22 protein-coding genes are annotated in these 22,516 nt (G+C 42.5%); 16 read left to right on the top strand and 6 right to left on the bottom strand.

Annotated features, from left to right (window positions below; translation table 11 throughout):
* Positions 1-75: 75 nt before the first annotated feature.
* Complete coding sequence (locus WC743_RS15880) at positions 76-732, top strand: protein-L-isoaspartate(D-aspartate) O-methyltransferase (RefSeq protein ID WP_373013370.1); 657 nt, start codon at positions 76-78, stop codon at positions 730-732.
* A 102-nt stretch (positions 733-834) separates the two neighbouring features.
* On the opposite strand, the gene smpB is transcribed toward WC743_RS15880, so the two are convergent.
* Genes smpB through WC743_RS15865 form a run of 3 tightly spaced genes read right to left on the bottom strand, consistent with a single transcriptional unit; the run spans position 835 to position 3,849 of the window.
* Positions 835-1,284, bottom strand: a complete 450-nt coding sequence (gene smpB, locus WC743_RS15875) for an SsrA-binding protein SmpB (protein WP_373013368.1) — start codon at positions 1,282-1,284, stop codon at positions 835-837.
* A gap of 28 nt (positions 1,285-1,312) precedes the next feature.
* On the bottom strand, positions 1,313-3,202 hold the full coding sequence (locus WC743_RS15870) for an Nramp family divalent metal transporter (protein ID WP_373013366.1): 1,890 nt from the start codon (positions 3,200-3,202) through the stop codon (positions 1,313-1,315).
* The gene (locus WC743_RS15865) at positions 3,199-3,849 is read right to left on the bottom strand and encodes a metal-dependent transcriptional regulator (RefSeq protein WP_373013365.1); all 651 of its coding nucleotides are present in this window, start codon (positions 3,847-3,849) and stop codon (positions 3,199-3,201) included. Before WC743_RS15865 ends, WC743_RS15870 begins: the two co-directional genes overlap by 4 nt.
* 129 nt (positions 3,850-3,978) lie before the next feature.
* On the opposite strand from WC743_RS15865, the gene WC743_RS15860 reads away from it, so the two are divergent.
* The gene (locus WC743_RS15860; protein WP_373013364.1) at positions 3,979-4,449 is read left to right on the top strand and encodes an Lrp/AsnC family transcriptional regulator; all 471 of its coding nucleotides are present in this window, start codon (positions 3,979-3,981) and stop codon (positions 4,447-4,449) included.
* A gap of 141 nt (positions 4,450-4,590) precedes the next feature.
* Here the strand turns inward: WC743_RS15860 and ung are convergent, their stop codons facing one another.
* The gene (gene ung, locus WC743_RS15855; RefSeq protein ID WP_373013362.1) at positions 4,591-5,274 is read right to left on the bottom strand and encodes a uracil-DNA glycosylase; all 684 of its coding nucleotides are present in this window, start codon (positions 5,272-5,274) and stop codon (positions 4,591-4,593) included.
* Positions 5,275-5,347: 73 nt separating this feature from the next.
* Between ung and WC743_RS15850 the strand changes: the two genes are divergently transcribed.
* Positions 5,348-5,905 (top strand): DUF2892 domain-containing protein, encoded by a 558-nt coding sequence (locus WC743_RS15850; protein WP_373013360.1) that lies wholly within the window; start codon positions 5,348-5,350, stop codon positions 5,903-5,905.
* Positions 5,906-5,928: 23 nt separating this feature from the next.
* On the opposite strand, the gene WC743_RS15845 is transcribed toward WC743_RS15850, so the two are convergent.
* Positions 5,929-6,174 (bottom strand): hypothetical protein, encoded by a 246-nt coding sequence (locus WC743_RS15845; protein ID WP_373013358.1) that lies wholly within the window; start codon positions 6,172-6,174, stop codon positions 5,929-5,931.
* Between the two features lie 212 nt (positions 6,175-6,386).
* On the opposite strand from WC743_RS15845, the gene WC743_RS15840 reads away from it, so the two are divergent.
* Positions 6,387-8,345 carry a sialate O-acetylesterase gene (locus tag WC743_RS15840; protein ID WP_373013356.1) on the top strand — a complete coding sequence of 653 codons (1,959 nt, stop codon included), beginning with the start codon at positions 6,387-6,389 and terminating at the stop codon, positions 8,343-8,345.
* Positions 8,346-8,400: 55 nt separating this feature from the next.
* Here WC743_RS15840 and lysS read toward each other — a convergent pair whose 3' ends face one another.
* The gene (lysS, locus tag WC743_RS15835; protein WP_373013354.1) at positions 8,401-10,122 is read right to left on the bottom strand and encodes a lysine--tRNA ligase; all 1,722 of its coding nucleotides are present in this window, start codon (positions 10,120-10,122) and stop codon (positions 8,401-8,403) included.
* A gap of 94 nt (positions 10,123-10,216) precedes the next feature.
* Between lysS and WC743_RS15830 the strand changes: the two genes are divergently transcribed.
* The 12 genes from WC743_RS15830 (at position 10,217) to WC743_RS15775 (ending at position 22,468) form a co-directional block, all read left to right on the top strand.
* Positions 10,217-10,663, top strand: a complete 447-nt coding sequence (locus WC743_RS15830; protein WP_373013353.1) for a group I intron-associated PD-(D/E)XK endonuclease — start codon at positions 10,217-10,219, stop codon at positions 10,661-10,663.
* Positions 10,664-10,715: 52 nt separating this feature from the next.
* The gene (locus WC743_RS15825) at positions 10,716-11,399 is read left to right on the top strand and encodes an HAD family hydrolase (RefSeq protein ID WP_373013351.1); all 684 of its coding nucleotides are present in this window, start codon (positions 10,716-10,718) and stop codon (positions 11,397-11,399) included.
* 1 nt (position 11,400) lies between these two features.
* Positions 11,401-12,024 carry a CatA-like O-acetyltransferase gene (locus WC743_RS15820; RefSeq protein ID WP_373013350.1) on the top strand — a complete coding sequence of 208 codons (624 nt, stop codon included), beginning with the start codon at positions 11,401-11,403 and terminating at the stop codon, positions 12,022-12,024.
* Between the two features lie 71 nt (positions 12,025-12,095).
* Complete coding sequence (locus tag WC743_RS15815) at positions 12,096-13,103, top strand: Kelch repeat-containing protein (RefSeq protein ID WP_373013348.1); 1,008 nt, start codon at positions 12,096-12,098, stop codon at positions 13,101-13,103.
* Between the two features lie 243 nt (positions 13,104-13,346).
* On the top strand, positions 13,347-13,886 hold the full coding sequence (locus WC743_RS15810) for a TlpA family protein disulfide reductase (protein ID WP_373013346.1): 540 nt from the start codon (positions 13,347-13,349) through the stop codon (positions 13,884-13,886).
* Between the two features lie 321 nt (positions 13,887-14,207).
* Complete coding sequence (locus tag WC743_RS15805) at positions 14,208-15,116, top strand: prephenate dehydratase (protein WP_373013345.1); 909 nt, start codon at positions 14,208-14,210, stop codon at positions 15,114-15,116.
* A 132-nt stretch (positions 15,117-15,248) separates the two neighbouring features.
* On the top strand, positions 15,249-16,379 hold the full coding sequence (locus WC743_RS15800; protein WP_373013343.1) for a chorismate mutase: 1,131 nt from the start codon (positions 15,249-15,251) through the stop codon (positions 16,377-16,379).
* Between the two features lie 98 nt (positions 16,380-16,477).
* Positions 16,478-17,773, top strand: coding sequence for a 3-phosphoshikimate 1-carboxyvinyltransferase (gene aroA / locus WC743_RS15795; RefSeq protein ID WP_373013341.1), 1,296 nt, complete (start codon positions 16,478-16,480; stop codon positions 17,771-17,773).
* Between the two features lie 329 nt (positions 17,774-18,102).
* Positions 18,103-19,221 (top strand): chorismate synthase, encoded by a 1,119-nt coding sequence (aroC, locus tag WC743_RS15790; protein ID WP_373013339.1) that lies wholly within the window; start codon positions 18,103-18,105, stop codon positions 19,219-19,221.
* A gap of 829 nt (positions 19,222-20,050) precedes the next feature.
* Positions 20,051-21,304, top strand: coding sequence for an MFS transporter (locus WC743_RS15785; protein ID WP_373013338.1), 1,254 nt, complete (start codon positions 20,051-20,053; stop codon positions 21,302-21,304).
* An 8-nt stretch (positions 21,305-21,312) separates the two neighbouring features.
* Positions 21,313-21,942: an HAD family hydrolase gene (locus WC743_RS15780; protein ID WP_373013336.1), complete on the top strand. Its 630-nt coding sequence runs from the start codon at positions 21,313-21,315 to the stop codon at positions 21,940-21,942.
* A gap of 217 nt (positions 21,943-22,159) precedes the next feature.
* Positions 22,160-22,468, top strand: a complete 309-nt coding sequence (locus tag WC743_RS15775; RefSeq protein WP_373013335.1) for a GIY-YIG nuclease family protein — start codon at positions 22,160-22,162, stop codon at positions 22,466-22,468.
* Positions 22,469-22,516: the final 48 nt, after the last annotated feature.

Raw genomic sequence — 22,516 nt, 5'->3', positions numbered from 1 at the left:
AATAAATAATTTGTTAATAACTGGCTACCTGTAAAGGGCCTTAAAAACCGTCATTTTATATAACTTTGCCTTGTAATGGCGTACAAATTTATTGATAATTACCGGGAACAGGGAGCAAGAAAAAGGCTGGTTGAAGTTTTAAGGAAAAAAGGGATTGAAGATGAACGGGTTTTAAAAGCAATTGGCAAAATTCCGCGTCATTTCTTTTTTGATGAAACCTTCTGGAACCAGGCTTACAAAGATATTGCATTCCCGATAGGGGCCGGGCAAACTATATCACAACCATATACAGTAGCTTACCAAACCGAACTGCTGCATATTAACAAAGGCGATAAAGTATTGGAAATAGGTACGGGCTGTGGTTATCAAACCTGTGTTTTAATGGAGCTGGGTGCCAATGTGGTAACCATTGAACGCCAGGAAACACTTTATGAACGTACCATACAAGTACTGCCCTATATGGGCTATAAACCGCAATTCTTTTTAGGCGATGGCTCAATAGGCAAAGCCGAACACGCCCCTTACGATAAGATAATTGTAACCGCAGGCGCGCCAACCGTTCCCGAAACATTGCTAAAACAACTCAATATTGGCGGCATACTGGTTATCCCGGTAGGCGATGAGCAATCCCAGAAAATGGTTACTGTATTAAAAACCGGTGAACACGATTATGAAAGACACGAACTGGATACCTTCAGGTTTGTACCACTGGTAGGTGATAGGGCCTGGTAGAGCAGTTTGCAGGTTTAAGTTAGCAGTAGGAGGTAAATAAAGTTTGCAGTTTTAAGTTAGCAGGTAGATAAAGACTGCACACTGTTATCTGCATACTGCTGACTATCTTTTCATCGCCCTGTCCATTTCAAGCTTGGTATCACGCTCTTTCATAGTTTCGCGTTTATCGAAGGTCTTTTTACCCTGGGCCAGGCCTATTTCAAGCTTGGCAAAGCCACGCTCGCTAATAAATAGGGCAAGGGGGACAATGGTTAAACCCTTTTCTTCGCCGCGGGTAGATAGTTTTTTGAGCTCTTTTTTGTTGAGCAACAGCACACGGTCACGCTTGGCTTCGTGGTTGTAAAACGAGCCGAAAGAATATTCAGCGATATGCAGGTTACGCACATAAAGCTGGTTATCAATAAAAGTGCAAAAAGCATCATTTATGTTTGCCTTGCCATCACGGATAGATTTGATCTCGGTACCCAATAGTTTTATCCCGGCTGTGTATTTATCCAGTATATGGTACTCAAAGTATGCCTTTTTATTCTTGATATATAAGTTCTGATCCATCCTGCGCTTCCTTTGTGCAAATATGCAATTAATTTTTTAGCGGTTTAACTACCAATACGGGTACGTTTACCTTATGCCTTACCGAATTAACAGTGGTGCCAAATATGAGGTCTTTAATAGTTTGGTGCCCGTGCGAGCCCATCACCACAAAATCAATTTTTGATTGATTTATGATCTCGGCTATTGAAGTTGCGGGGCCACCATAACCAATTTTAGCTTCGGCTTTATAGCCCAGATTTGTTAAGGTAGATACGTACTTATCAAGGTTGTCAACATCGCTTTGTGTTTCATTATCCATAACCTGTTTGCCATAATAGCGCGCGCCAGCCGTTTCAACCACATGTATTAATGTATAATGCGCCCTTTTACCACCCTGCATCAGCGCATGCCTTATGCAATCCTGGTCGTTTTTTGAAAAGTCAATAGTTATGCCAATGTTGTTGTAATGCACTGCTTCCAGGTTATCTAACGCGTTTGCAATACCGTGCGGCACATATACCCGCTGATCTGTATGCTTGTAAAGCAAAGGCCTTAAAAAAGTGTAAACCAACAGCAAACCAACCCCAACAGCAATGGGCGATATCACATAATGGACCAAATTTGCAGCCCCGGGGCTTGCTGCTGCCCAGCTATCAATTTCTTGTATCACCAGTCTTACATTCAACCCTACAATTAATACAGCAAATACCCAGGCAAGTATTTTTAGTGGAAGTTTGGTAGCAAAATTACCCATTCTTTTTTTATCTGATGTAAAATGTATCAGCGGGATAATAGCAAAACCCAATTGCAAGCTTAATATTACCTGGCTTAATATCAATAATTTACCTAACGCTTCTTCACCGGCATACAAAATAGTAAAAAATGCAGGGACGATAGCCAGTATCCGTGTTAGTATACGCCTTAACCACGGTGCAATACGTAAGTTAAGGTGCCCTTCCATAATAATTTGCCCGGCCAGTGTACCTGTAACGGTTGAACTTTGCCCGGCGGCTATCAAAGCGATGGCAAATAATGCCGGTGCCAGTTTTCCGAAAATATCGGTGAGCAATTTATGCGCATCCTGTATCTCGGCAACCTCGTGATATCCCCGACCAAAAAACGCGCTGGCAGCTAATATTAAAATGGCGGCATTTACCAAAAAGGCAAGGTTTAAAGCAATGGTAGTATCCCAAAAGTTAAAGCGGATAGCTGTTTTTATCCCCTCTTCAGAACGCTCTATCTGACGTGTTTGCACCAGCGACGAATGCAAATACAGGTTATGTGGCATTACCGTTGCGCCAATAATGCCAATGGCTATATATAATGATTGATTGGTTAGTTTGGTTGGGATAAAGCCCGTGGCAATATCCATAACATCGGGCTTAACTATAAACATCTGGGCCAAAAATGCCATGCCTATAATAAATATCAGGGAAATAATAAAACCTTCCAGCTTGCGCATGCCCTTATTTAGCAGGAACAGCAGCAACAAGGTATCAAACATGGTGATAGAAACCCCCCATATTAAAGGTAAACCAAATAGCAGGTTCAAGCCAATTGCCATACCAATTATCTCTGCCAGGTCGCAGGCTATAATGGCTATTTGTGCCAGTATATATAAGCAAAAATTAATAAAACGGGGGTAAGAACGTTTTGAGGCCTGCGCCAGGTCAAGCCCGCGTACAATGCCTAACCTTACGGCCAGGTTTTGCAAGAGCAGGGCAATCATGTTTGATAGCAGCAAAACCCATATTAGCCTGTATCCAAACTGGCTGCCTGCAGCAAGGTCTGTTGCCCAGTTACCCGGGTCCATGTAGCCAACACTTACCAAATAAGCCGGCCCTAAAAAAGAAAGCAGCCTGCGCCAGCCGGTTTTGTTGTTGGTTATAACAGAATTGTGAACATTGCCTAACGAGTGGTTATCGTGTTTTTGTGTCATAAAGCTATTAACAGGTTATTGGCCACATCGCGGCTTATATGTAAATCTTTATTATCCATTTGCAGTACTACTGTGTTATCGTAACTAATAATTTCTTTTACCATTATTTTTTTGCCAATGGTAAGCTGGTGTTTCTCCAGGTATTGTAAAAATGCCGATGAGTGATCCCTAACGCCTGAAATTATACCTCCGGAATGAACAGCAATGGCCGAAATTGGTTTAAGATCAATTATTTTAAAGTTGCCATTGCAATCTGGTATGGGGTCGCCGTGCGGGTCGCGGGTGGGGAAGCCCATAAACTCATCCAGCCGGTCAATTAACTCGGTAGATGATATGTGTTCCATCTCTTCGGCCATATCATGCACCTCATCCCATTTAAAATTTAGTTTTTCTACCAAAAAAAATTCCCAAAGCCGGTGCCTGCGAATGATGTTCACCGCTACTTTCTCGCCGGTTTGGGTTAAACTAACCCCCTGGTAGCGGGTATAATTGATCAAAAGCTTATCGGCGAGTTTCCGCAGCATGTCTGTAACAGACGATGCCTTGGTTGCCAGCGACGCCGCAATTTGATTGGTGCTCACCTTTCCCGTCTGTATTGACAGCTTGTAAATGGCCTTTAAGTAGTTTTCTTCGGTTAAAGTGTACATTTAAACAAATCTAATAATTTTTTTAGACTTGTCTAAAAATAATAATTAATTAGAAATTTGTTTTGTTAAAAGAGATTTATATGGAATTTTATTTTGTGTGATGAAGAATAATATATATTTGCAGGTACCATGGCAGCTGAATTAGATAAAATAGATTTACAAATACTTAAGATTTTACAAGAGAACGGGCGCATAACCAATTTGCAGCTCTCAAATGAAATTGGCTTATCGCCTGCACCTACATTAGAGCGTGTGCGTAAGCTGGAAAATGCCGAATATATTAAAAGCTATCATGCTTTGGTTGATGAAGAGAAATTGGGTTTGGGGATAAAAACCTTTATCCAGATCTCGCTTGATTTTCATCAAAAGAATACCATTCAAACTTTTTTGGATGAGATACAAAGCATTAAGGAAGTTACCGAGTGCCATCACGTTACCGGTCAGTGCGATTTTCTGTTAAAAGTGTACGTGCGCGATATTAAATCATACGAGCAACTGATAATGGAAAAAATAAGCCGCATTACTGTTGTAAAAACTTTCCAAACGATGATGATCATGAGCACCAGTAAAAAAGAACCGATCATACCGCTGGAGTATTAAAGAATAGATGTGCAGATGTGCAGATATGCAGATTTCAGATGTGCAGATGAGCTCCAAAAAGCGTCATCTGCACATTTTTAGTTTAACGTATATGCGTTATTTATTCTCATTTGCATATTTGCACATCTGAAATCTGCACATCTATACTATCTGCCAGTCTATCTCTTCCTTGCCTTGCTTTTTTAAGAACTCGTTCGTTTTTGAAAATGGTTTCGATCCGAAGAACCCGCCATGGCTCACCGCCAATGGTGATGGGTGAGTTGATTTGATGATGAGGTGGTTATTATTAGGATTGATCAAAACATTTTTTGACTGCGCGTAAGCTCCCCACAAGATAAATACAAGCCCGGTCTTCTCGTCAGAGAGTTTTTTGATGGCCGCATCGGTAAATTTTTCCCAGCCTTTTTTTTGATGCGACCCGGCGGTTGCAGCACGTACGGTTAAAGTTGCGTTCAGTAATAATACGCCTTGTTCCGCCCATTTGGTCAGGTCGCCGGTTTGCGGGGTTTTAAATCCGGGGATATCGGTAGTCAGTTCTTTGTAAATGTTTTTGAGGGATGGCGGTACGGCAATACCATCACGTACCGAAAAGGAGAGGCCATGCGCCTGGTTTGGCCCGTGGTAGGGGTCCTGCCCAATAATAACAACTTTTACTTTGTCAAAAGGCGTTATATTAAAAGCGTTAAAAATTTCTTTGTTTTTTGGATAAATAACGGCGCCGGCTTCTTTTTCCTGTACTAAAAAACTTTTCAGTCCGGCCATGTAAGGCTTGTTCAATTCTTCGCCTATAGCGGCGTTCCATCCGGGTTCTAATTCTCCTGCCATAAATATTAATACTGATGTTTTATTTAGATTACAAATAACGATATTTGCAGTTCGTTTTATACTATTACAAATTATGTCAAATATAGTTAGGTTAATTATTGCTTGTGTTATAATGGGAGCCGGTGTTACACTTTGTGCATTTGGTTTCTGGGGATGGGGAGTGCCGTTGTTTTTAATTGGCGGTTTAGTGCTGCTAACCTTCTTTTTTAACGAAAACATGCTGATCGCGCAGTTTTACCTGCGTAAAGAGAACCCCGAAAAAGCAGAGGCCTGGTTATTAAAAATCACCGATTACGAAAAACAATTATATAAAAATCAGCACGGCTACTATAACCTGCTGATAGGTTTAATAGAATCGCGCAAGGCGCCGTTAAAATCAGAAAAATACTTCAAGAAAGCCCTTACACTGGGTTTAACCATGTCGCACAATTTAGCATTAGCTAAATTAAGCCTGGCAGGTATATCAATGGCAAAACGTAATAAGCGCGAAGCGGAGATGTATTTGAAAGAAGCCGCTAAAGACGACAAAAACAAATTACTTGCCGACCAGATAAAGATGATGAAGGGCCAGATGGCACAAATGGATAAGCAGCAGGTGGTGCGTGGCGGGTTCCGCCAGCAAAGATTCTAATATAAAAGAAAGAATAAAAGCTATTATTTCTCGTCGAGGTTGCTGTAGTAATCAGGCTCTGAAGAATGGTCCTGAGCTGGTGATATGCGCCTGTTTGGAATTAACGGTTCATCCTGCAGATCATCGTCCGGCTGGTCATAATCAGTCTTAGTAGGTTCTGAAACCTCCACGATCTTTAACAGGCTGCGGATAAACGACAGGTTGAAATTACGCCTGCTAAGTTTGATCAGATATTCGTTTTCGGTTATTTCCAATATAGAATTTGTCATGGTATTCATTTATAGGGTGTTCGATATAAAAATAAACATCACTTATTAAACGAAGGTTTTATTCTCTTTATGATTTTGTTAAGGAATTGTAATTAAAACACCTTGTACGGGTGCTGTCAATTACATTACTAACAAAATTTACCTCGAAACGGTAAATTATCTATATTTACCGGCCATGCAATAAATACATTGTTTCCTGAAATTATTTAGTTATGAAAGTATTATTTGTCATTCTTTCGGTTTGTTTGTTTACACATACAGGTTACGCCCAACTATCCACTTCAAAATTATTTAACGATCACATGGTTTTACAAAGAAACCATGATATCCCCGTATGGGGCAAGGCCGGTAAGGGGGCTAAGATCACCATAAACATCAACAACAGCGTAAAAACAGCTATAGCAGATGTGCAGGGTAACTGGAAAGCCACTCTTGCGCCAATGAAAGAGGGCGGCCCCTACACCATGAAAATATCATCAGGAAGCGAATCTGTTACTTATACAGATGTTATGCTTGGCGAGGTGTGGATCTGTTCGGGGCAGTCAAATATGGAATTCCAGCTAAAGAATGCCTCAGGCTATAAAGAAGAGCAAAGCGATGCCGGGAAAGTTGCCGTGCGCCAGTTCCTGGTTCCGCATAAAGTTAGCCTTACCCCGGTAAAAGACCTTGCAGGGGGAGAGTGGACAGTTGCGGCACCTAATACAATAGACAACTTTACGGCTGTGGGCTATTTTTACGCGAAACAGTTGGCGCAGAATTTACATGTTACCGTTGGTATAATTAACAGTAGCTGGGGCGGAACAGAGGCTGAAGACTGGATAAGCCAGGATGCTATGGAAGCTTCCCCGGAGTTTAAAGCGGTTGTGCCAACATTGCCGCGCAATGAAAAGGAGTTAAATGATCGGGCCGACAAACGCCTGAAAGCATATGCTTATCATGACAAGCCCGTGGTAAATTATACAATTCAAGAACTGGCAACAAAGCCGGCAAATTTCTTTGATAACTGGCAGCCGGGCAATGCGCCGGGATCATGGGACTGGATGGGGAAACTCTACTCATACCGCGGCGAAGGGTTTATGCAGCGTACCATTAACCTGGATAGTTCAACCTCGTTAAAAAGTTCGATCTTAAACTTGGGCCCAACTAATGCTAATATTACCGTTTACATTAATGGAAAAACACCTGCCAATATTGGCAAGCCTACTGATAATAAATTTAGCCTGCCCGCCGGGACCTGGAAGAGCGGCGCTAATAGCATGGTCATAAATTTTTTAGATCAGAGAAGTACTTTGTGGTTTAACATTGGGTTTAGCGCCCCGGCAAATGACCTCAATATTAGTTTTGCAGACACTACTATTAAGTTGGCCGATTATAAATGGCGTGTAATGCCTGACCTGAGCAAGCCTTATCATTTTGATTTTTTGCCCAACAATACCGCTTTTGATCTTTATAATGCAATGGTACGCCCGCTAATACCTTACGCGGTTGCGGGTGTTATCTGGTACCAGGGAGAAGCAAATGTAGATAGGGCGTATCAATACCGCACTGCTTTACCACTACTTATAAATGACTGGCGAAATAAATGGCAACAGCAATTCCCGTTTTTAATAGTACAGGTATCATCACTTGGCGGGTCGCAAAATAGCAATGCAGGCAGTAAATGGGCCGAGCTTCGCGAAGCGCAGAATATGACCCTTAAACTGCCCAATACCGGCATAGCGGTAACAACTGATATAGGCGACCCATTGAACGTGCATCCAAAAGATAAAGCCAATGTAGGTTATAGATTGGCTGGCGTAGCTTTTAATCGGGTTTATCATTTGCCCGGCTTTTATGAAAGCCCGCAGCTTGCCTCTTCGGCCTTTGCAAGCGGTTATGCCATGGTAAGCTTTACCCATGCAGATGATGGTTTAACAGCAAAAGGCCAAAACGGTAATGTTAAAGGATTTGAGCTGGCCGGGGCCGATCATAAATTCTATTATGCACAAGCTGCAATTACCGGTAACAAAGTTAAAGTATGGAGCGATAAGGTAGCAAACCCGGTAGCAGTTAGATACGCGTGGACAGATGCCCCGGTTGATGCTAATCTTTTTAACTCACATGGCTTACCGGCTAACCCTTTCAGGACAGATGATTGGCCCGGACTAACCGTAGCTAAGAAATTCGAGTAAACAATAAAGGCCCTGTATCAGGGCCTTTATTGTTATATACTATATATAGCTATCATTACTCAAACCATGCCATAACAACTTCCTTAACCGGCATAGTTATATCAAGCTTTAATTTTTTGCGCATCCCGCCAAGGTCATTAAATACCTTATTTGGATTGCCGGCCTTTAGTTCTTCAACCGTGTTGAAGCCCATTTTATTTAATACAGGTACCCATTCTGCAGGTACGCCAATATTAATAAAGTCATCCGCTGTAGCAACTTTAGCTTTTTTCTCCGGGCGCATCTGCGGGAAAAATAATACTTCCTGTATGGTGCTCTGGTTGGTCATTAGCATTACCAGCCTGTCAATACCTATACCCAGGCCTGATGTTGGCGGCATACCGTACTCCAGGGCACGTAAAAAGTCGTCATCCATTGCCATCGCCTCATCATCACCACGGCCTGCCAGTACCAACTGCTCTTCAAGGCGTTCACGCTGGTCTATCGGGTCGTTCAGTTCAGAATAAGCATTGGCTATTTCCTTGCCATTTACAAACAGCTCAAAACGCTCAACCAAGCCCTCTTTTGTGCGGTGCTTTTTAGCAAGCGGCGTCATCTCAATAGGGTAATCGGTAATGTAAGTTGGCTGTATCAGGTTAGCTTCAACCTTAGCGCTAAAAATCTCGTCTATCAATTTGCCTTTACCCATGCTTGGGTCAACCTCAATAGCTAAATCGGCACAAACCTGGCGCAAGCCGGCTTCGTCCATAGCAGATACATTTATACCTGTATATTTCAGGATAGAATCATACATCGATAGCTTTTCGTACGGGCCTGCAAAGTTTATCTCATGCTGGCCAACCTGTACCACAGGGATGCCATGCACCGCTTTGGCAACAGTTTCTAAACATTCCTCAACCATACCCATCATCCATATATAGTCTTTATAGGCTACATATATTTCCATAGCGGTAAATTCCGGGTTGTGGGTGCGGTCCATACCCTCGTTACGGAACATTTTACCAAACTCGTAAACGCCATCAAAACCGGCTACAATTAAACGTTTCAGGTAAAGCTCATTGGCAATACGTAAAAACAACTGCATATCCAGCGTGTTATGGTGCGTTACAAACGGGCGCGCTGCCGCACCACCATGTACAGGCTGCAGGATAGGGGTTTCCACTTCCATCCAGCCTTTGGTATTAAAGTACCCGCGCATAGCGCTGATCACTTTTGAGCGGTTAATGAATATATTTTTAAATCCCGGGTTAACGGTTAGATCAACGTAACGCTGGCGGTAACGCATTTCGGGGTCGGTAAAGGCATCGTATATATTACCTTCATCATCGCGGCGTACAACCGGCAGGGGTTTTAATGATTTCGACAGGATATCTAATTCTTGTGTATGTACCGATATTTCACCGGTTTGGGTAGTAAACACATAGCCTTTAACACCTACATAATCACCAATATCCAATAATTTTTTAAATACGGTATTGTAAAGCGTTTTATCGTCGCCGGGGCAAATATCATCGCGTTTTATGTAAACCTGTACACGGCCTGTACTATCCTGCAATTCAAAAAACGAAGCATTACCCATAATGCGGCGCATCATGATACGGCCTGCAATGGTAACCTGTTTATAGTTATCGGGGTTAGCTTCAAAGTTGTTTGTAATATCTTGTGCCCATGCGGTTACCTCATAAGCTTCGGCAGGGTAAGGGTTAATGCCTAAAGCCCGCAGCTGCTGTAACGATTCGCGACGTATAATTTCCTGTTCGGATAGTGCAATACTCATATTGTAAAGGGTATTTTATTAAGGGTGCAAAAATAGGGTTTTTAAGTGATATTTGAATTGGTTTGGTTATGTTAGCAATTAATTATATACCCTAATGAAATTAGAAAAATCACAAACAGGAATAGCAAGTGAGTATTATGTTGCAGGCGAATTGTCGCGTCTTGGGTATAATGTTACATTAACTTTTGGAAACACAAAAGCAATTGATTTACTTATCCAAAAGGGAAAAGATGTGTTTAAAATTCAAGTAAAGGGTATCCAAACTACAAAGTCCATATGTTGGAATATTGACAAAACAAAAGTTTCTGCTGATTTATATGTTGTATTAATAAACCTTCATGTTAATAATCCCTCAACAAAGCCTGAATTTTTTGTACTTACAGGTTCTGAAGTTTTAGAATTGTTTTTGGATACGATAAAATTAGGAAACAAACGAACATATCTTGATTACAATAAAATTAAGAAGCTTTCAATATATCAAGATCGGTGGTCAGTTTTTGGACTTCCAGAAAACATAACTGCGATTACCGAAGAAGAATAGAGGGTTATTATATTAATGAATTTTATTTGTATTAAGCATATATCTTTACCTCATGAACATTAAAGTAATTGCGTTTGATGCTGATGATACCCTTTGGGTGAATGAGCCCTACTTCAGGCAAACGGAAGAGCAGTTTTGCAGCCTGCTGGCCGAATATGCTTCACAGCACGAGTTAGAACGCGAACTGCTAAAAATAGAGATTCACAACCTGGGGCTTTACGGTTATGGCATAAAAGGCTTTATTCTTTCCATGATAGAGGCCGCCATGAAAATCACTCAAAACACTTTAAGTATTGAAGTTGTAGCGCAAATAATGGATTTAGGCAAGCAAATGCTTAATCAGCCTATTGAACTGCTGGATGGGGTGGAGGACGTACTGCAATCACTTAAAAATAAATATCGTTTAGTGGTTGCCACCAAAGGCGATTTACTTGATCAGGAACGCAAACTCAAAAAATCGGGACTGAACCATTATTTTCATCATATTGAGATAATGAGCGAAAAAGATGATGCCAACTATAAAAAACTGATTAAACATTTAGATATACAGCCGGATGAATTGCTGATGGTTGGCAATTCCCTAAAGAGTGACATTGTGCCGGTGCTTAACATTGGCGGTTATGGTGTACATGTACCTTACCATATTACCTGGGCACATGAGCAGATTGAGCATAGCATTGATAACGAACGCTTTAAAAATGTTGAAAGCATAAAAGAGATACTGGAATTTTTATAGCATGAAAACTAAAATAGACCTGGCTAACTGGCCTCGTAAAGATCATTTCAATTTTTTTAACCAGTTCGAAGAACCCTTTTGGAGTGCCACAGTAAACGTTGATTGTACAATCGCTTACAAAAAGGCAAAAGAGCTGGGTGTATCATTCTTTTTATATTATTTGCATTGCTCATTAACCGCGGCTAACCAAAGCGAAGCTTTCAGGTACCGCATTATTGGCGATGAAGTTTTTGTTTATGATGATGTGCATGCCTCGGCAACCATTAACCGCCCCAACGGTACTTTTGGCTTTTCATATATCGATTATCAGCCTCAACTTGCAGCGTTTATTGAAGGCGCTAAAAAAGAGATTGACAGGGTACAGGCTACAACGGGGCTATTCCCATCTAACTCCGGCGAGAATGTGATCCACTACTCGGCTATGCCCTGGATAAATTTTACCGGCCTAACCCATGCGCGAAGCTTTTCATTTAAGGATAGTATCCCCAAAATATCTTTTGGTAAAGTAACCGATACCGATGGCAAAAAGTCAATGCCTGTATCTATCACCGTACATCATGGGTTAATGGATGGGTACCAGGTAGGCCAGTATGTTGATCTGTTCCAAGAGGTGCTAAACGGGTAACCAGGCAACCTTCTGTTGGTTTAAGTAGTAATTAAATTATATATTTATGTATTCTTCGCTTATAAACCAATATGCTGTTAAAAAGATCTGGCCTGCTGCTGTTGCTGGCACTGTGCATGTTATCCTGCAAAAAAGAACCGTTTGTTCCTAACACCGCAAATGCTTTACCGGGTTTATGGAAACAATTAGGGACTTTCACGGGTATAGGCCGCGTGCGCGCATTTGGTTTTACCATTGGCAGCAAGGGATACATATTAGGGGGCAATGCCGGGAGCGGTTTTAATTTGCTGTTATTGAATGATTTTTGGGAGTACGACCCTGCTACTGATAAGTGGACAAGAAAAGCAGATTATCCCGGGCAGGCCGCCGAATATATTCGTGGTTTTAGCATCAATAATAAAGCTTATGTAGGTACAGGCTTTGGTCAGCGGGTGTTTATACCGGGCAATAGCGTGCCTCAAAACAATGATTTTTACGAATATGACCCGGCAACCGATAAGTGGACCCGCAAAGCCGACTTTGCAGGCGGGGCACGTGAAAATGTTATCGCTTTTGAAGCAAACGGTACAGGCTATATGGGCCTGGGCACTAATGATAGTTACGATAAAAATTACAAGGATTTTTATAAGTATGATGTTACTGCTGATAAGTGGACCCGTGTTGCCGATTACCCGGGCAGCGGTAGTTTTGGCGTAGCTGCATTTTCAATTAACGGAAAAGGTTATGCGGGCTTAGGCGGAGCTGCCCCAAATACAATTGAAAAGGATTTTTGGGAGTATGCCCCTGCTACTGATAAATGGACTAAAAAGGCAGATTACACAGGTAAAGGCCGCGTATTTAGCGGGCAATTTGTTATTGGGACTGATGGTTACGTTGGCTTTGGAACTACTATTACCGAAAATTTAGACGATTGGTATAAATACAATACCCTTATGGATAGCTGGTCAAAGATCACCATTTTTAACGGCGCCGCGCGTTATGATGTGGCAAGCTTTGCCATTGATGGTATAGGGTACATTGGCACCGGAAACCCCGGTCAGTTGGATGACTTTTGGAAATATACACCTACAAAAAAGTAGTATCACTCTTACAATTTTGTAATACTGAGGAATAAGATTCGGCGGATTCTGAAGAGGGAATGACATTTACCGGGGTCATCCTGAACTTGTCGAAGGAGGTGCGAAAAGGCCCACCCCGCAATGTGGTTCGACAAGCTCACCATGACAAGACAGGCTCAGCATGACATCCTTAAGTTTGTCATGACTTAAACCCATATTAGTATAAACACGTTTAATATTTACAATCAATTTATATATTGCGGCATGAAAAACATCCACAAAGCATTCCTGTTCCTTTCCTTTATATTTTTGTTGCCTTTTTATGGTAACGCACAAGATGCAGCTTCAGAATATCAGCAAAAATTAAATCTTGTTCAAAATATGGTTGGCAGTCCCGCCCCTGAATTTAATGCCAAAACAATAGCCGGGAAACAGGTAGATTTAAAAACATTGAAAGGAAAAGTAATAGTAGTTAACTTTTGGTTTGTTGGCTGCCTGCCCTGCGAAGAAGAAATGCCGCTGCTTAATAAACTAACCGACGAATACAAAAGCAACCCGGATGTGGTGTTCTTATCATTCGCCAATTCAGAAAAATCGACCGTTAAAAGTTTTTTCAAGCGTAAGAAATTCAGCTACCAAACCGTTACCGATGCAAAGCTAATAGCACAGAAATACAATGTATCCGGCTACCCATCGCACTTTATAATAGATAAGGAAGGAATATTAAGGTTTGCGAGTATAGCCTCGCAGGATGATATTGATGTTTTTTTAAGCGGAAAGATCAAGGGAGTGTTGGCTAAATAAGCGAATAGTAATAAATATAATTTGCCTGCCCGTGTATTATGCAGCTTATATTAGCATCATTATCTGTGGAATGCCATTTTTACCAAATAAAATTTGTTTCGACCTAAAAAATTAACAAAAAATAAAATTATCTATTGACAAAATGATTTTTACTTGTACATTTACAGCATCAACAACAAAATGATTACAACACGTGCATATTTTTATGGTTACTACTTCTACTTTAACAGTAAGAGCCGGGACTGATATGTACTAACAAAACATACAAAAAACTGAAAAGTCCCGGCCCTAAAAGCCGGGATTTTTTGCTTTATACAAATTATGAAAACCGAGAAACCAAGAGTTGCCATACAGGGGATACGCGCTTCCTTCCATGAAGAAGCCGCGTTCAAATACTTCGGCGAAGATATTGAGACCATTGAGTGCAACTCATTTAAGCAAACATTTGATGCCTTGCAAAACAAGCAGGCCGATTATGTGGTAATGGCCATTGAAAACAGCATTGCCGGCAGCATCCTGCCCAACTACTCGCTGATGATGAGCTACAGTTTCCCGGTTGTGGGCGAGGTTTACGTACCTATTCAACTACACCTGATGGCTTTGCCCGGTGTGCGGTTTGATGATGTTAAATATGTAACCTCTCACCCCATTGCTATTCGCCAGTGTGTTGATTTTTTTGACGAGTACCCTAATTTAAAGATCATTGAAAGCAATGATACCGCTGCATGTGCCAAACGCATCCGCGATGAACAGCTGACCGATACCGTCGCCATTGCCAACACTTTAGCCGCGCAGTTATATGGCCTGGATGTTTTAGAACGCAGGATAGAATCTAACAAACTAAACTTTACCCGGTTTTTAATCCTTACCAATCATGAAAATGCACGTAAGAAAACAGTTACCAACAAAGCCTCATTATGCTTCCAGGTGAGCAACGAAGTAGGGTCGTTAGCTAAAGTGCTTAATATTTTTGCAAATGAAAATGTGAACATGAGCAAAATTCAAAGCATGCCGGTACTGGGCAAGCGCAACGAATACAATTTTTATGTAGATGTTGAATGGGATGAGCATAAACAATACGATTCGGCCATCAGGCAGATATTGAAATACACGCACAACTTTAATATCCTGGGCGAATATGAGCGATACCAGGAAGACTCGGCACCTAAACCACAGCTAATACCAGAAAAAACAAGAAGATATATAACAGTGAAAAAGTTAAACGAATAAGTACAGTCGGATATATCCCGAAAGTCGGTAAGTCCGAAAACAGCAGTAATTAATAATCAAAAGATAACAATAACATAAATAATAATCTTCCGGACTTACCGATTTTCGGGCTTTCGGACCAACAACAACGATATGAAACTTAATTTAGACATACAGCCGCTTAATTCGTGGATTAATCAAGCAGGCAAACAACCCCTGGTAATTGCCGGCCCTTGCAGCGCCGAGACCGAAGACCAGTTAGTAGCAACCGCACATTTATTAGCTAAAACAGGTAAGGTAAGCGCACTGCGTGCCGGTATCTGGAAACCACGTACCCGCCCGGGCGAATTTGAAGGTATTGGCAGCATTGGTTTAGAGTGGTTAAAACGCGCTAAAGAAGAAACCGGCTTGCCTATAGCGGTTGAAGTAGCTACCGCTAAACACGTAGAAGAAGCTTTAAACGCTGGTGTAGATATCCTTTGGGTAGGTGCACGTTCAACCGTTAACCCTTTTACTGTACAGGAAATTGCTGATGCCCTGCGTGGTGTTGATGTACCTGTGATGGTTAAAAACCCGGTTAACCCTGATCTTTCTTTGTGGGTTGGTGCTTTAGAGCGTATCAACAACGCGGGTATCACTAAGCTGGCGGCTATTCACCGTGGCTTTTCATCATACGAAAAATCAGCTTTCCGTAACGAACCAATGTGGGATCTGGCTATCGGCTTAAAAACCCTTGCCCCGCACTTGCCTATCATCAACGACCCAAGCCACATTACCGGTAACCGCGACCTGATTGGTTACATCTCTCAGAAAGCTTTGGATTTGGATATGCAGGGCTTAATGATAGAATCGCACATTGACCCAAGCGTGGCCTGGACTGATGCTGCACAACAGGTTACACCTGCTGCGTTGGCTGATATTATTGACCACTTAGCTTTACGTAAACCAGAAGTCCGCAATGTGGAAGTGAACGATAAACTGGCCGAATTACGTAGCCAGATAGATAAAATTGACGACCTGGTGATTCAAAAAATGGCCGAGCGTATGAAAATTGTAGAGAAAATTGGCAACTACAAAAAGGATAATAACATTACCATTTTACAGGTTAACCGTTGGGACGAGATCTTGCACAAACGTACCAGCTACGCAAAAGCTTTAAAATTAAGTACCGAGTTTACCGAGAAATTACTGGAGCTAATGCACAGCGAATCTATCCGTAAACAAACCGAGATAATGAACAAAAGCGAAGCAGGACAAGCGGCTGAGAAACTTACACACGTTTAGCCTCACCCTGCCCTCTCCAAAGGAGAGGGTTCTAAAAAAGTCTTTCCCCAGCCCCTTTTCTTTGGAGAGGGCCTGCGGACAGGCATAAATTTATATTAATGAAGCATAACATCATTCTTACTAAAAAAAGCAAAACAGTAAACGGTACGGTACAGCTCACTGGTTCAAAAAGTGAATGCAACCGCGCACTGGTTATTGAAGCGATAAGCAATAGTAAGGTAAAGGTTGAAAATATTTCTGATGCTGCAGATACGGTAACGCTGGCAGGGATCTTGAGAAAGTCGGCAGTTAACAGTAAGCAGTTAGCAATGGCCGATATAACTCCCTCTCCTTTGGAGAGGGCTGGGGTGAGGCTGATCAACATCGGCCCTGCCGGTACGGCTATGCGTTTTTTAACGGCGTATTATGCAATAGGCAATCAGGAAGTAATATTAACAGGCAGTGAGAGGATGAAGCAAAGGCCAATAGGTATTTTGGTTGATGCGTTGCGTAGTTTGGGTGCCCATATTGAATTTGAAGAAAAAGAGGGGTATCCCCCCGTCAAACTAAAAGGCAGTTTTGAGCAGCAAACTCGTAAGATCAGTATTAAAGGAAACATCAGCAGTCAGTATATTACCGCTTTGTTACTTATAGCTGCTCAACTGCCTTTTGGTTTGGAATTACATATCGAAGGTGAATTAACTTCGCGCCCGTATGTTGAAATGACTTTAGCTATGCTGAGGCAGGCAAATATACAACACAGTTGGGAGGGTAACGTCATTTCTATACCACATCAGGAATTTGCCACTACATCGTTACATATTGAACCAGATTGGAGCGCGGCATCATACTGGTACGCCATAGCCGCTTTAAGCGATGAGGCCGAATTGTTTTTACCCGGTTTAACATCATACAGCTTACAAGGCGACAGCGTTATCACCGAACTAATGGCCAACTTTGGCATCACCTCGCAGTTTAAAGATGGCGGTGTGCACTTAACCAAAGAGCCAAAACCAATTTTCCGTAAGATCTTTGATCTGAAGGAATGCCCGGACCTGGCCCAAACCCTTATTGTAGTTTGCGCCGCATTGGGGCACGATGCAAGCTTCACCGGCTTAGAAACTTTAAAGATCAAGGAAACCGACCGCATCCTGGCCCTGCAAACCGAGCTGGCTAAAATGGGGGTGAAGCTGATTGAAAAAGGACAAGTTTACAAACTGGATTGCAGTGAAAAACAAATTCCGCAGCGTATGTTTGTAAGCACTTATGACGATCATCGTATGGCAATGGCCTTTGCGCCACTGGCAATACTGATCCCCGAACTTGAAATTGAAGATGCCGACGTGGTTGAAAAATCATACCCGGCATTTTGGAAAGATCTGGAAAGCGTAGGCTTTGAGGTGAAAGCCCAATAATATCCACGCGTCATTGCGAGGTACGAAATCCGAGGCCTCTGAAGGGGAAATGACATTTGCTGGGTCATCCTGAGCTTGTCGAAGGACGTGCGCAAAGGCTCGCCCGTAATGTGGTTCGACAAGCTCACCATGACAAGACAAGCTCAGCATGACCCAATTAACTAAATAGGTCATTGCGAGGAGCGATAGCGACGCGGCAATCTCGTAGCCAGTGCATTAGTGCCGGCAAGCGACGAGATTGCCACGCTATCGCTCGCAATGACATAATATAAATTATTAAACAAACAATCTGCACATTTGCATATCCGCACATTTGCACATCAAACATTATGGCAGGTAATTCATTTGGTCAATTATTCAGGATAACAACTTTTGGCGAATCGCACGGCGAGGCTATAGGCGTAATAATAGACGGCTGCCCCGCAGGCTTATCCGTCGATCTGGAATACATTCAGGGCGAGCTGGATAAACGCAAGCCCGGTCAGTCTAAGATCACTACGCAGCGTAAAGAAAGCGATACGGTTAAAATATTATCCGGTGTATTTGAGGGTAAAACCACAGGTACCCCTATTGCCATGCTGATACCAAATGAAGACCAGCGGTCAAAAGATTATACCCACAATGTAGATGTATTCCGTCCTTCACATGCCGATTATACTTATCAAACCAAGTATGGCATTCGCGACCATCGTGGCGGCGGCCGTTCATCAGCCCGCGAAACCGCCGCACGCGTTGCAGCCGGTGCATTGGCTAAATTGTTATTAAAAACACAGGGGATAGAAATTGTTGCCCATGTAAGCAGCGTTGGTAAAATAGATGCCCCAAATGTGTTTATTGACAGTGCCGATGAATTTATAGCCGAACGCGAAAAAAACATCGTCCGTTGTGCCGATCCTGCAACGGCCGAAGAAATGATTGCCTTTATAGACGACATCCGCAAACAGGGTGATACCGTTGGCGGCAAGGTAAGCTGCTATATTAAAAATTGCCCAGTGGGCCTCGGCGATCCTGTATTTGATAAACTACATGCTGACCTGGGTAAAGCCATGCTTAGTATTAATGCCGTGCATGGTTTTGAATTTGGTTCGGGCTTTAGCGGCAGCGAAATGCGCGGATCAGAACATAACGATATCTTTGTAAGCCTCACCCCGGCCCTCTCCAAAGGAGAGGGAGGTCCTAAAATTGGTACCCGTACCAATTTTTCGGGCGGTATACAAGGCGGTATCAGTAATGGTATGCCTATAGAGTTTAAGGTGGCCTTTAAACCTGTTGCCACCATTATGCAAAGCCAGCAAACAATTGATAGCGAGGGCAACGCAGCAGAAATATCAGGCAAAGGCAGGCATGACCCTTGTGTGGTACCACGCGCCGTACCTATTGTTGAAGCAATGGCTGCACTGGTACTGGCAGATCATTGGCTGAGGAATAAAAATTCCCGTTTGAGCTAAAGGGGGCTATATCCCGGCACTAACGTAGAGACGCAATATTTTGCGTCTCCTGTTTACGATTTGTTTAAGAGGCGCAAAATATTGCGCCTCTACGTTTAAATATGCTTGTTACTTCCCGGAATCTATTACCTGAGTAGTCAAATAGCATAATCTTCAAATCCATTCATTCCCGGCATCAATGCAGAAACGCAATATTTTTGCGTCGGGATTCGTATGCCAATAAGCAAGTGGCCAATGTCTCCGTACCTACGGCACGGGATTTAATAATTATAATTTATCTACAAAGCGGCAACCCCTATGGGGTTGTAGAAGGCGTAAGGAGAGATTTGCTGCTCCGTAGGAGCAAAAGCTTTGTAGATAAACATCACATGGGGTTTGCGTGCCGTAGGTACGTGGCCAATGGTCCCGTAGCTATGGCGCGGGATTTAATAATTATATATTTATCTACAAAGCGGCAGCCCCTACGGGGTTGTAGAAGGCGTAAGGAGAGATTTGCTGCTCCGTAGGAGCAAAAGCTTTGTAGATAAACATCACAAGGAGCTTGCGTGCCGTAGGTTACGCGGCCAATGGTCCCGTAGCTATGGCGCGGGATTTAATAATTATATATTTATCTACAAAGCGGCAGCCCCTACGGGGTTGTAGAAAGCGTAAGGAGAGATTTGCTGCTCCGTAGGAGCAAAAGCTTTGTAGATAAACATCACAAGGAGCTTGCGTGCCGTAGGTTACGCGGCCAATAGTCCAATATCCACCGCAGGCCATTTATAATTTGTTCCGAATTGATCCAAATCAAATCTTATTTTTGATCCTGTTAACCTAAAAATCCCTTACAGTGTCAATAATCCGCCTATATAAAAACGCCTACAGCGGTTTATCACCCAATAGCTGGTACCTCAGCGTGGTGATGTTCATTAACCGTAGTGGTACTATGGTAGTGCCGTTCCTGAGCATTTACTGTATAAATCAGTTACATTTTAGTGTTGTACAGGCAGGCTACATTATGGCTTTGTTTGGTGTAGGCTCTATTTTAGGAGCATTTACCGGTGGCAAGCTTACTGATAAGATAGGCTTTTACGATCTGCAGGTAATTACGCTTTTAAGCGGTGGTATCCTGTTTATTATACTGGGTTACCAGCGTACTTTTTTAACGCTTGGCATAGGTACGTTTATACTAAGCTTTTGTAACGAGGCATTTCGCCCGGCTAACTCAACGGCAATCGCGCATTACAGTTCGCCCGAAAACAAAACCCGATCCTATTCATTAAACCGTTTGGCTGTTAACCTGGGCTGGGCATTTGGTGGTGGGTTAGGCGGTTACCTGGCATCAATCAATTACAATTTATTGTTTTGGGTAGATGGTTGTACCAATATATTGGCTGCCCTGATGCTGTTAAAACTAATGCCCCGCGCGGCTATCAAAAAATCGGAAGTAAAGCCTGTAGCAACGGGCCCGGTTTCATCGGCGTATAAAGACAAAACCTACCTGTGGTTTATATTTCTATCCACCATTTTCGGTTTATGCTTCTTCCAGTTCTTTATTATGGAACCTGTGTTTTATAAACTCAACTGGCATTTTGGCGAGCGTTTAATTGGCTTCCTGCTGGCATTGAACGGACTGCTCATTGTGGCTATTGAGATGGTATTGATCAATTACCTGGAAGGTAAAAGGCATGCCCTTATCTATATTGTTTGGGGAGTGCTGATAACAGGCTTCGGCTTTGTACTGCTCAACATTTTACCGGCAGGTATAACAACTGCTATATTGGTAGTGGTACTGGTAACGCTTGGCGAGATCATGAGTATGCCCTTTATGAATAGCTTTTGGATAGCGCGTACCAACAATTATAACCGTGGCGAATATGCAGCTTTGTACACTATGTCGTGGTCGGCGGCACAAATACTAGCCCCGGCAATGGGCAGCCAGGTTATTAATTACGGTGGTTTTAGATCGTTGTGGTGGTTGCTTGGCATATTATCCCTGTTAACGGCCGCCGGTTATTATTTGCTGTATCATAACAACAACAAAAGCATTATCGAAACTGTTACTGCCGAAGAGATTGCGGGCCTTCCGGAACAATTACCTTAATTATACCTATGAAACGAGTTTTAATATTAGATCTTGACAATACCATTTACCCGGTAAGCTCCATTGCCGAGCACCTGTTTGGTAAATTATTTAAGTTGATAGATGAAAACCTTGGCGAAGAGGATAAGTTAGCAGCCACTAAAGCAAAAGGAGAACTTACCCGCCGCCCTTACCAGCATGTGGCAGATGAATTTGGGTTTAGCGATGAGCTAAAAGCACAAGGCATGGAAATGCTCCGCAACTGCAAATTTGAAGAACCGATGTATCCCTACGACGAGTATCATCTGCTTCGCCAGATCCCTATCGACAAATTTTTGGTAACCACCGGCTTTACCAAACTGCAAATGAGCAAAGTAGAAATGCTGAACATTGGCGCCGATTTTAAACAGGTTTACGTGGTAGACCCCGAGCAATCCGGCCAGACAAAAAAGGACGTGTTCCAAAAAATAATGAAGGAGAATGGTTATACTACAGAAGAAGTGCTGGTAATAGGCGACGACCCAAATTCTGAGATTAAAGCGGCAATGGAATTAGGTATCGATACGTTCTTATTCGATCCACTGGATAAGTACACCAATCAAGGTGTTACCTACCACGCACGCGATTACAGGGATGTGGGAGAAATAGTGAATAAGTAGTTAACACCGGATTAAGCTTGTCGAAGGACGTGCGTAAAGGCATAGTACGCTAATGGTTCGACAGTCTCCATGACATATAAGAGGTAGGGTCCTCCTGAGCTTGTCGAAGGACGTGCGTAAAGGCCGGCCCACTATGTGGTTCGACAAGCTCACCATGACTCGACAAGCTCACCATGAGATATATAAGTTTACCATGACACCTAACTAAGTTAAAAATATGATGAAGCAATACCACGTTTATATTCTCTTATGCCGAGATGGGTCATATTATACAGGCATAACAAATAACATTGAACGGCGTATTATAGAACACGAAGCTGGCGAAAACCCTACATGCTATACTTATAAAAGAAGGCCAGTTAAGTTAGTATTTAATGAAGTATTTGGAGATGTAAATCAAGCTATTGCATTTGAAAAACAAGTTAAAGGTTGGCGAAGAGCCAAAAAGGAGGCAATAATTAATGGTAAATGGGAATTATTGCCCGAGCTATCAAAGTCCGCTAATGGTTCGACAAGCTCACCATGACACTTTGCGAAAAACAGGGGTCACCCTGAGCCTGTCGAAGGACGTGCG

Source organism: Mucilaginibacter sp. (assembly GCF_041660805.1).
Lineage (GTDB): Bacteria > Bacteroidota > Bacteroidia > Sphingobacteriales > Sphingobacteriaceae > Mucilaginibacter.
This window is presented reverse-complemented; position numbering and strand designations above follow the sequence as displayed.

Coding starts and splice junctions, on each gene's coding strand:
- WC743_RS15845 (WP_373013358.1), bottom strand. CDS start 6,174: ATGACAAATTCTATATTGGAAATAACCGAAAACGAATATCTGATCAAA.
- WC743_RS15840 (WP_373013356.1), top strand. CDS start 6,387: ATGAAAGTATTATTTGTCATTCTTTCGGTTTGTTTGTTTACACATACA.
- WC743_RS15870 (WP_373013366.1), bottom strand. CDS start 3,202: ATGACACAAAAACACGATAACCACTCGTTAGGCAATGTTCACAATTCT.
- WC743_RS15820 (WP_373013350.1), top strand. CDS start 11,401: ATGAAAACTAAAATAGACCTGGCTAACTGGCCTCGTAAAGATCATTTC.
- aroA (WP_373013341.1), top strand. CDS start 16,478: ATGAAGCATAACATCATTCTTACTAAAAAAAGCAAAACAGTAAACGGT.
- WC743_RS15880 (WP_373013370.1), top strand. CDS start 76: ATGGCGTACAAATTTATTGATAATTACCGGGAACAGGGAGCAAGAAAA.
- WC743_RS15850 (WP_373013360.1), top strand. CDS start 5,348: ATGTCAAATATAGTTAGGTTAATTATTGCTTGTGTTATAATGGGAGCC.
- ung (WP_373013362.1), bottom strand. CDS start 5,274: ATGGCAGGAGAATTAGAACCCGGATGGAACGCCGCTATAGGCGAAGAA.
- WC743_RS15775 (WP_373013335.1), top strand. CDS start 22,160: ATGATGAAGCAATACCACGTTTATATTCTCTTATGCCGAGATGGGTCA.
- aroC (WP_373013339.1), top strand. CDS start 18,103: ATGGCAGGTAATTCATTTGGTCAATTATTCAGGATAACAACTTTTGGC.
- WC743_RS15815 (WP_373013348.1), top strand. CDS start 12,096: ATGCTGTTAAAAAGATCTGGCCTGCTGCTGTTGCTGGCACTGTGCATG.
- WC743_RS15865 (WP_373013365.1), bottom strand. CDS start 3,849: ATGTACACTTTAACCGAAGAAAACTACTTAAAGGCCATTTACAAGCTG.
- WC743_RS15810 (WP_373013346.1), top strand. CDS start 13,347: ATGAAAAACATCCACAAAGCATTCCTGTTCCTTTCCTTTATATTTTTG.
- smpB (WP_373013368.1), bottom strand. CDS start 1,284: ATGGATCAGAACTTATATATCAAGAATAAAAAGGCATACTTTGAGTAC.
- WC743_RS15830 (WP_373013353.1), top strand. CDS start 10,217: ATGAAATTAGAAAAATCACAAACAGGAATAGCAAGTGAGTATTATGTT.
- WC743_RS15860 (WP_373013364.1), top strand. CDS start 3,979: ATGGCAGCTGAATTAGATAAAATAGATTTACAAATACTTAAGATTTTA.
- WC743_RS15800 (WP_373013343.1), top strand. CDS start 15,249: ATGAAACTTAATTTAGACATACAGCCGCTTAATTCGTGGATTAATCAA.
- WC743_RS15805 (WP_373013345.1), top strand. CDS start 14,208: ATGAAAACCGAGAAACCAAGAGTTGCCATACAGGGGATACGCGCTTCC.
- WC743_RS15825 (WP_373013351.1), top strand. CDS start 10,716: ATGAACATTAAAGTAATTGCGTTTGATGCTGATGATACCCTTTGGGTG.
- lysS (WP_373013354.1), bottom strand. CDS start 10,122: ATGAGTATTGCACTATCCGAACAGGAAATTATACGTCGCGAATCGTTA.
- WC743_RS15780 (WP_373013336.1), top strand. CDS start 21,313: ATGAAACGAGTTTTAATATTAGATCTTGACAATACCATTTACCCGGTA.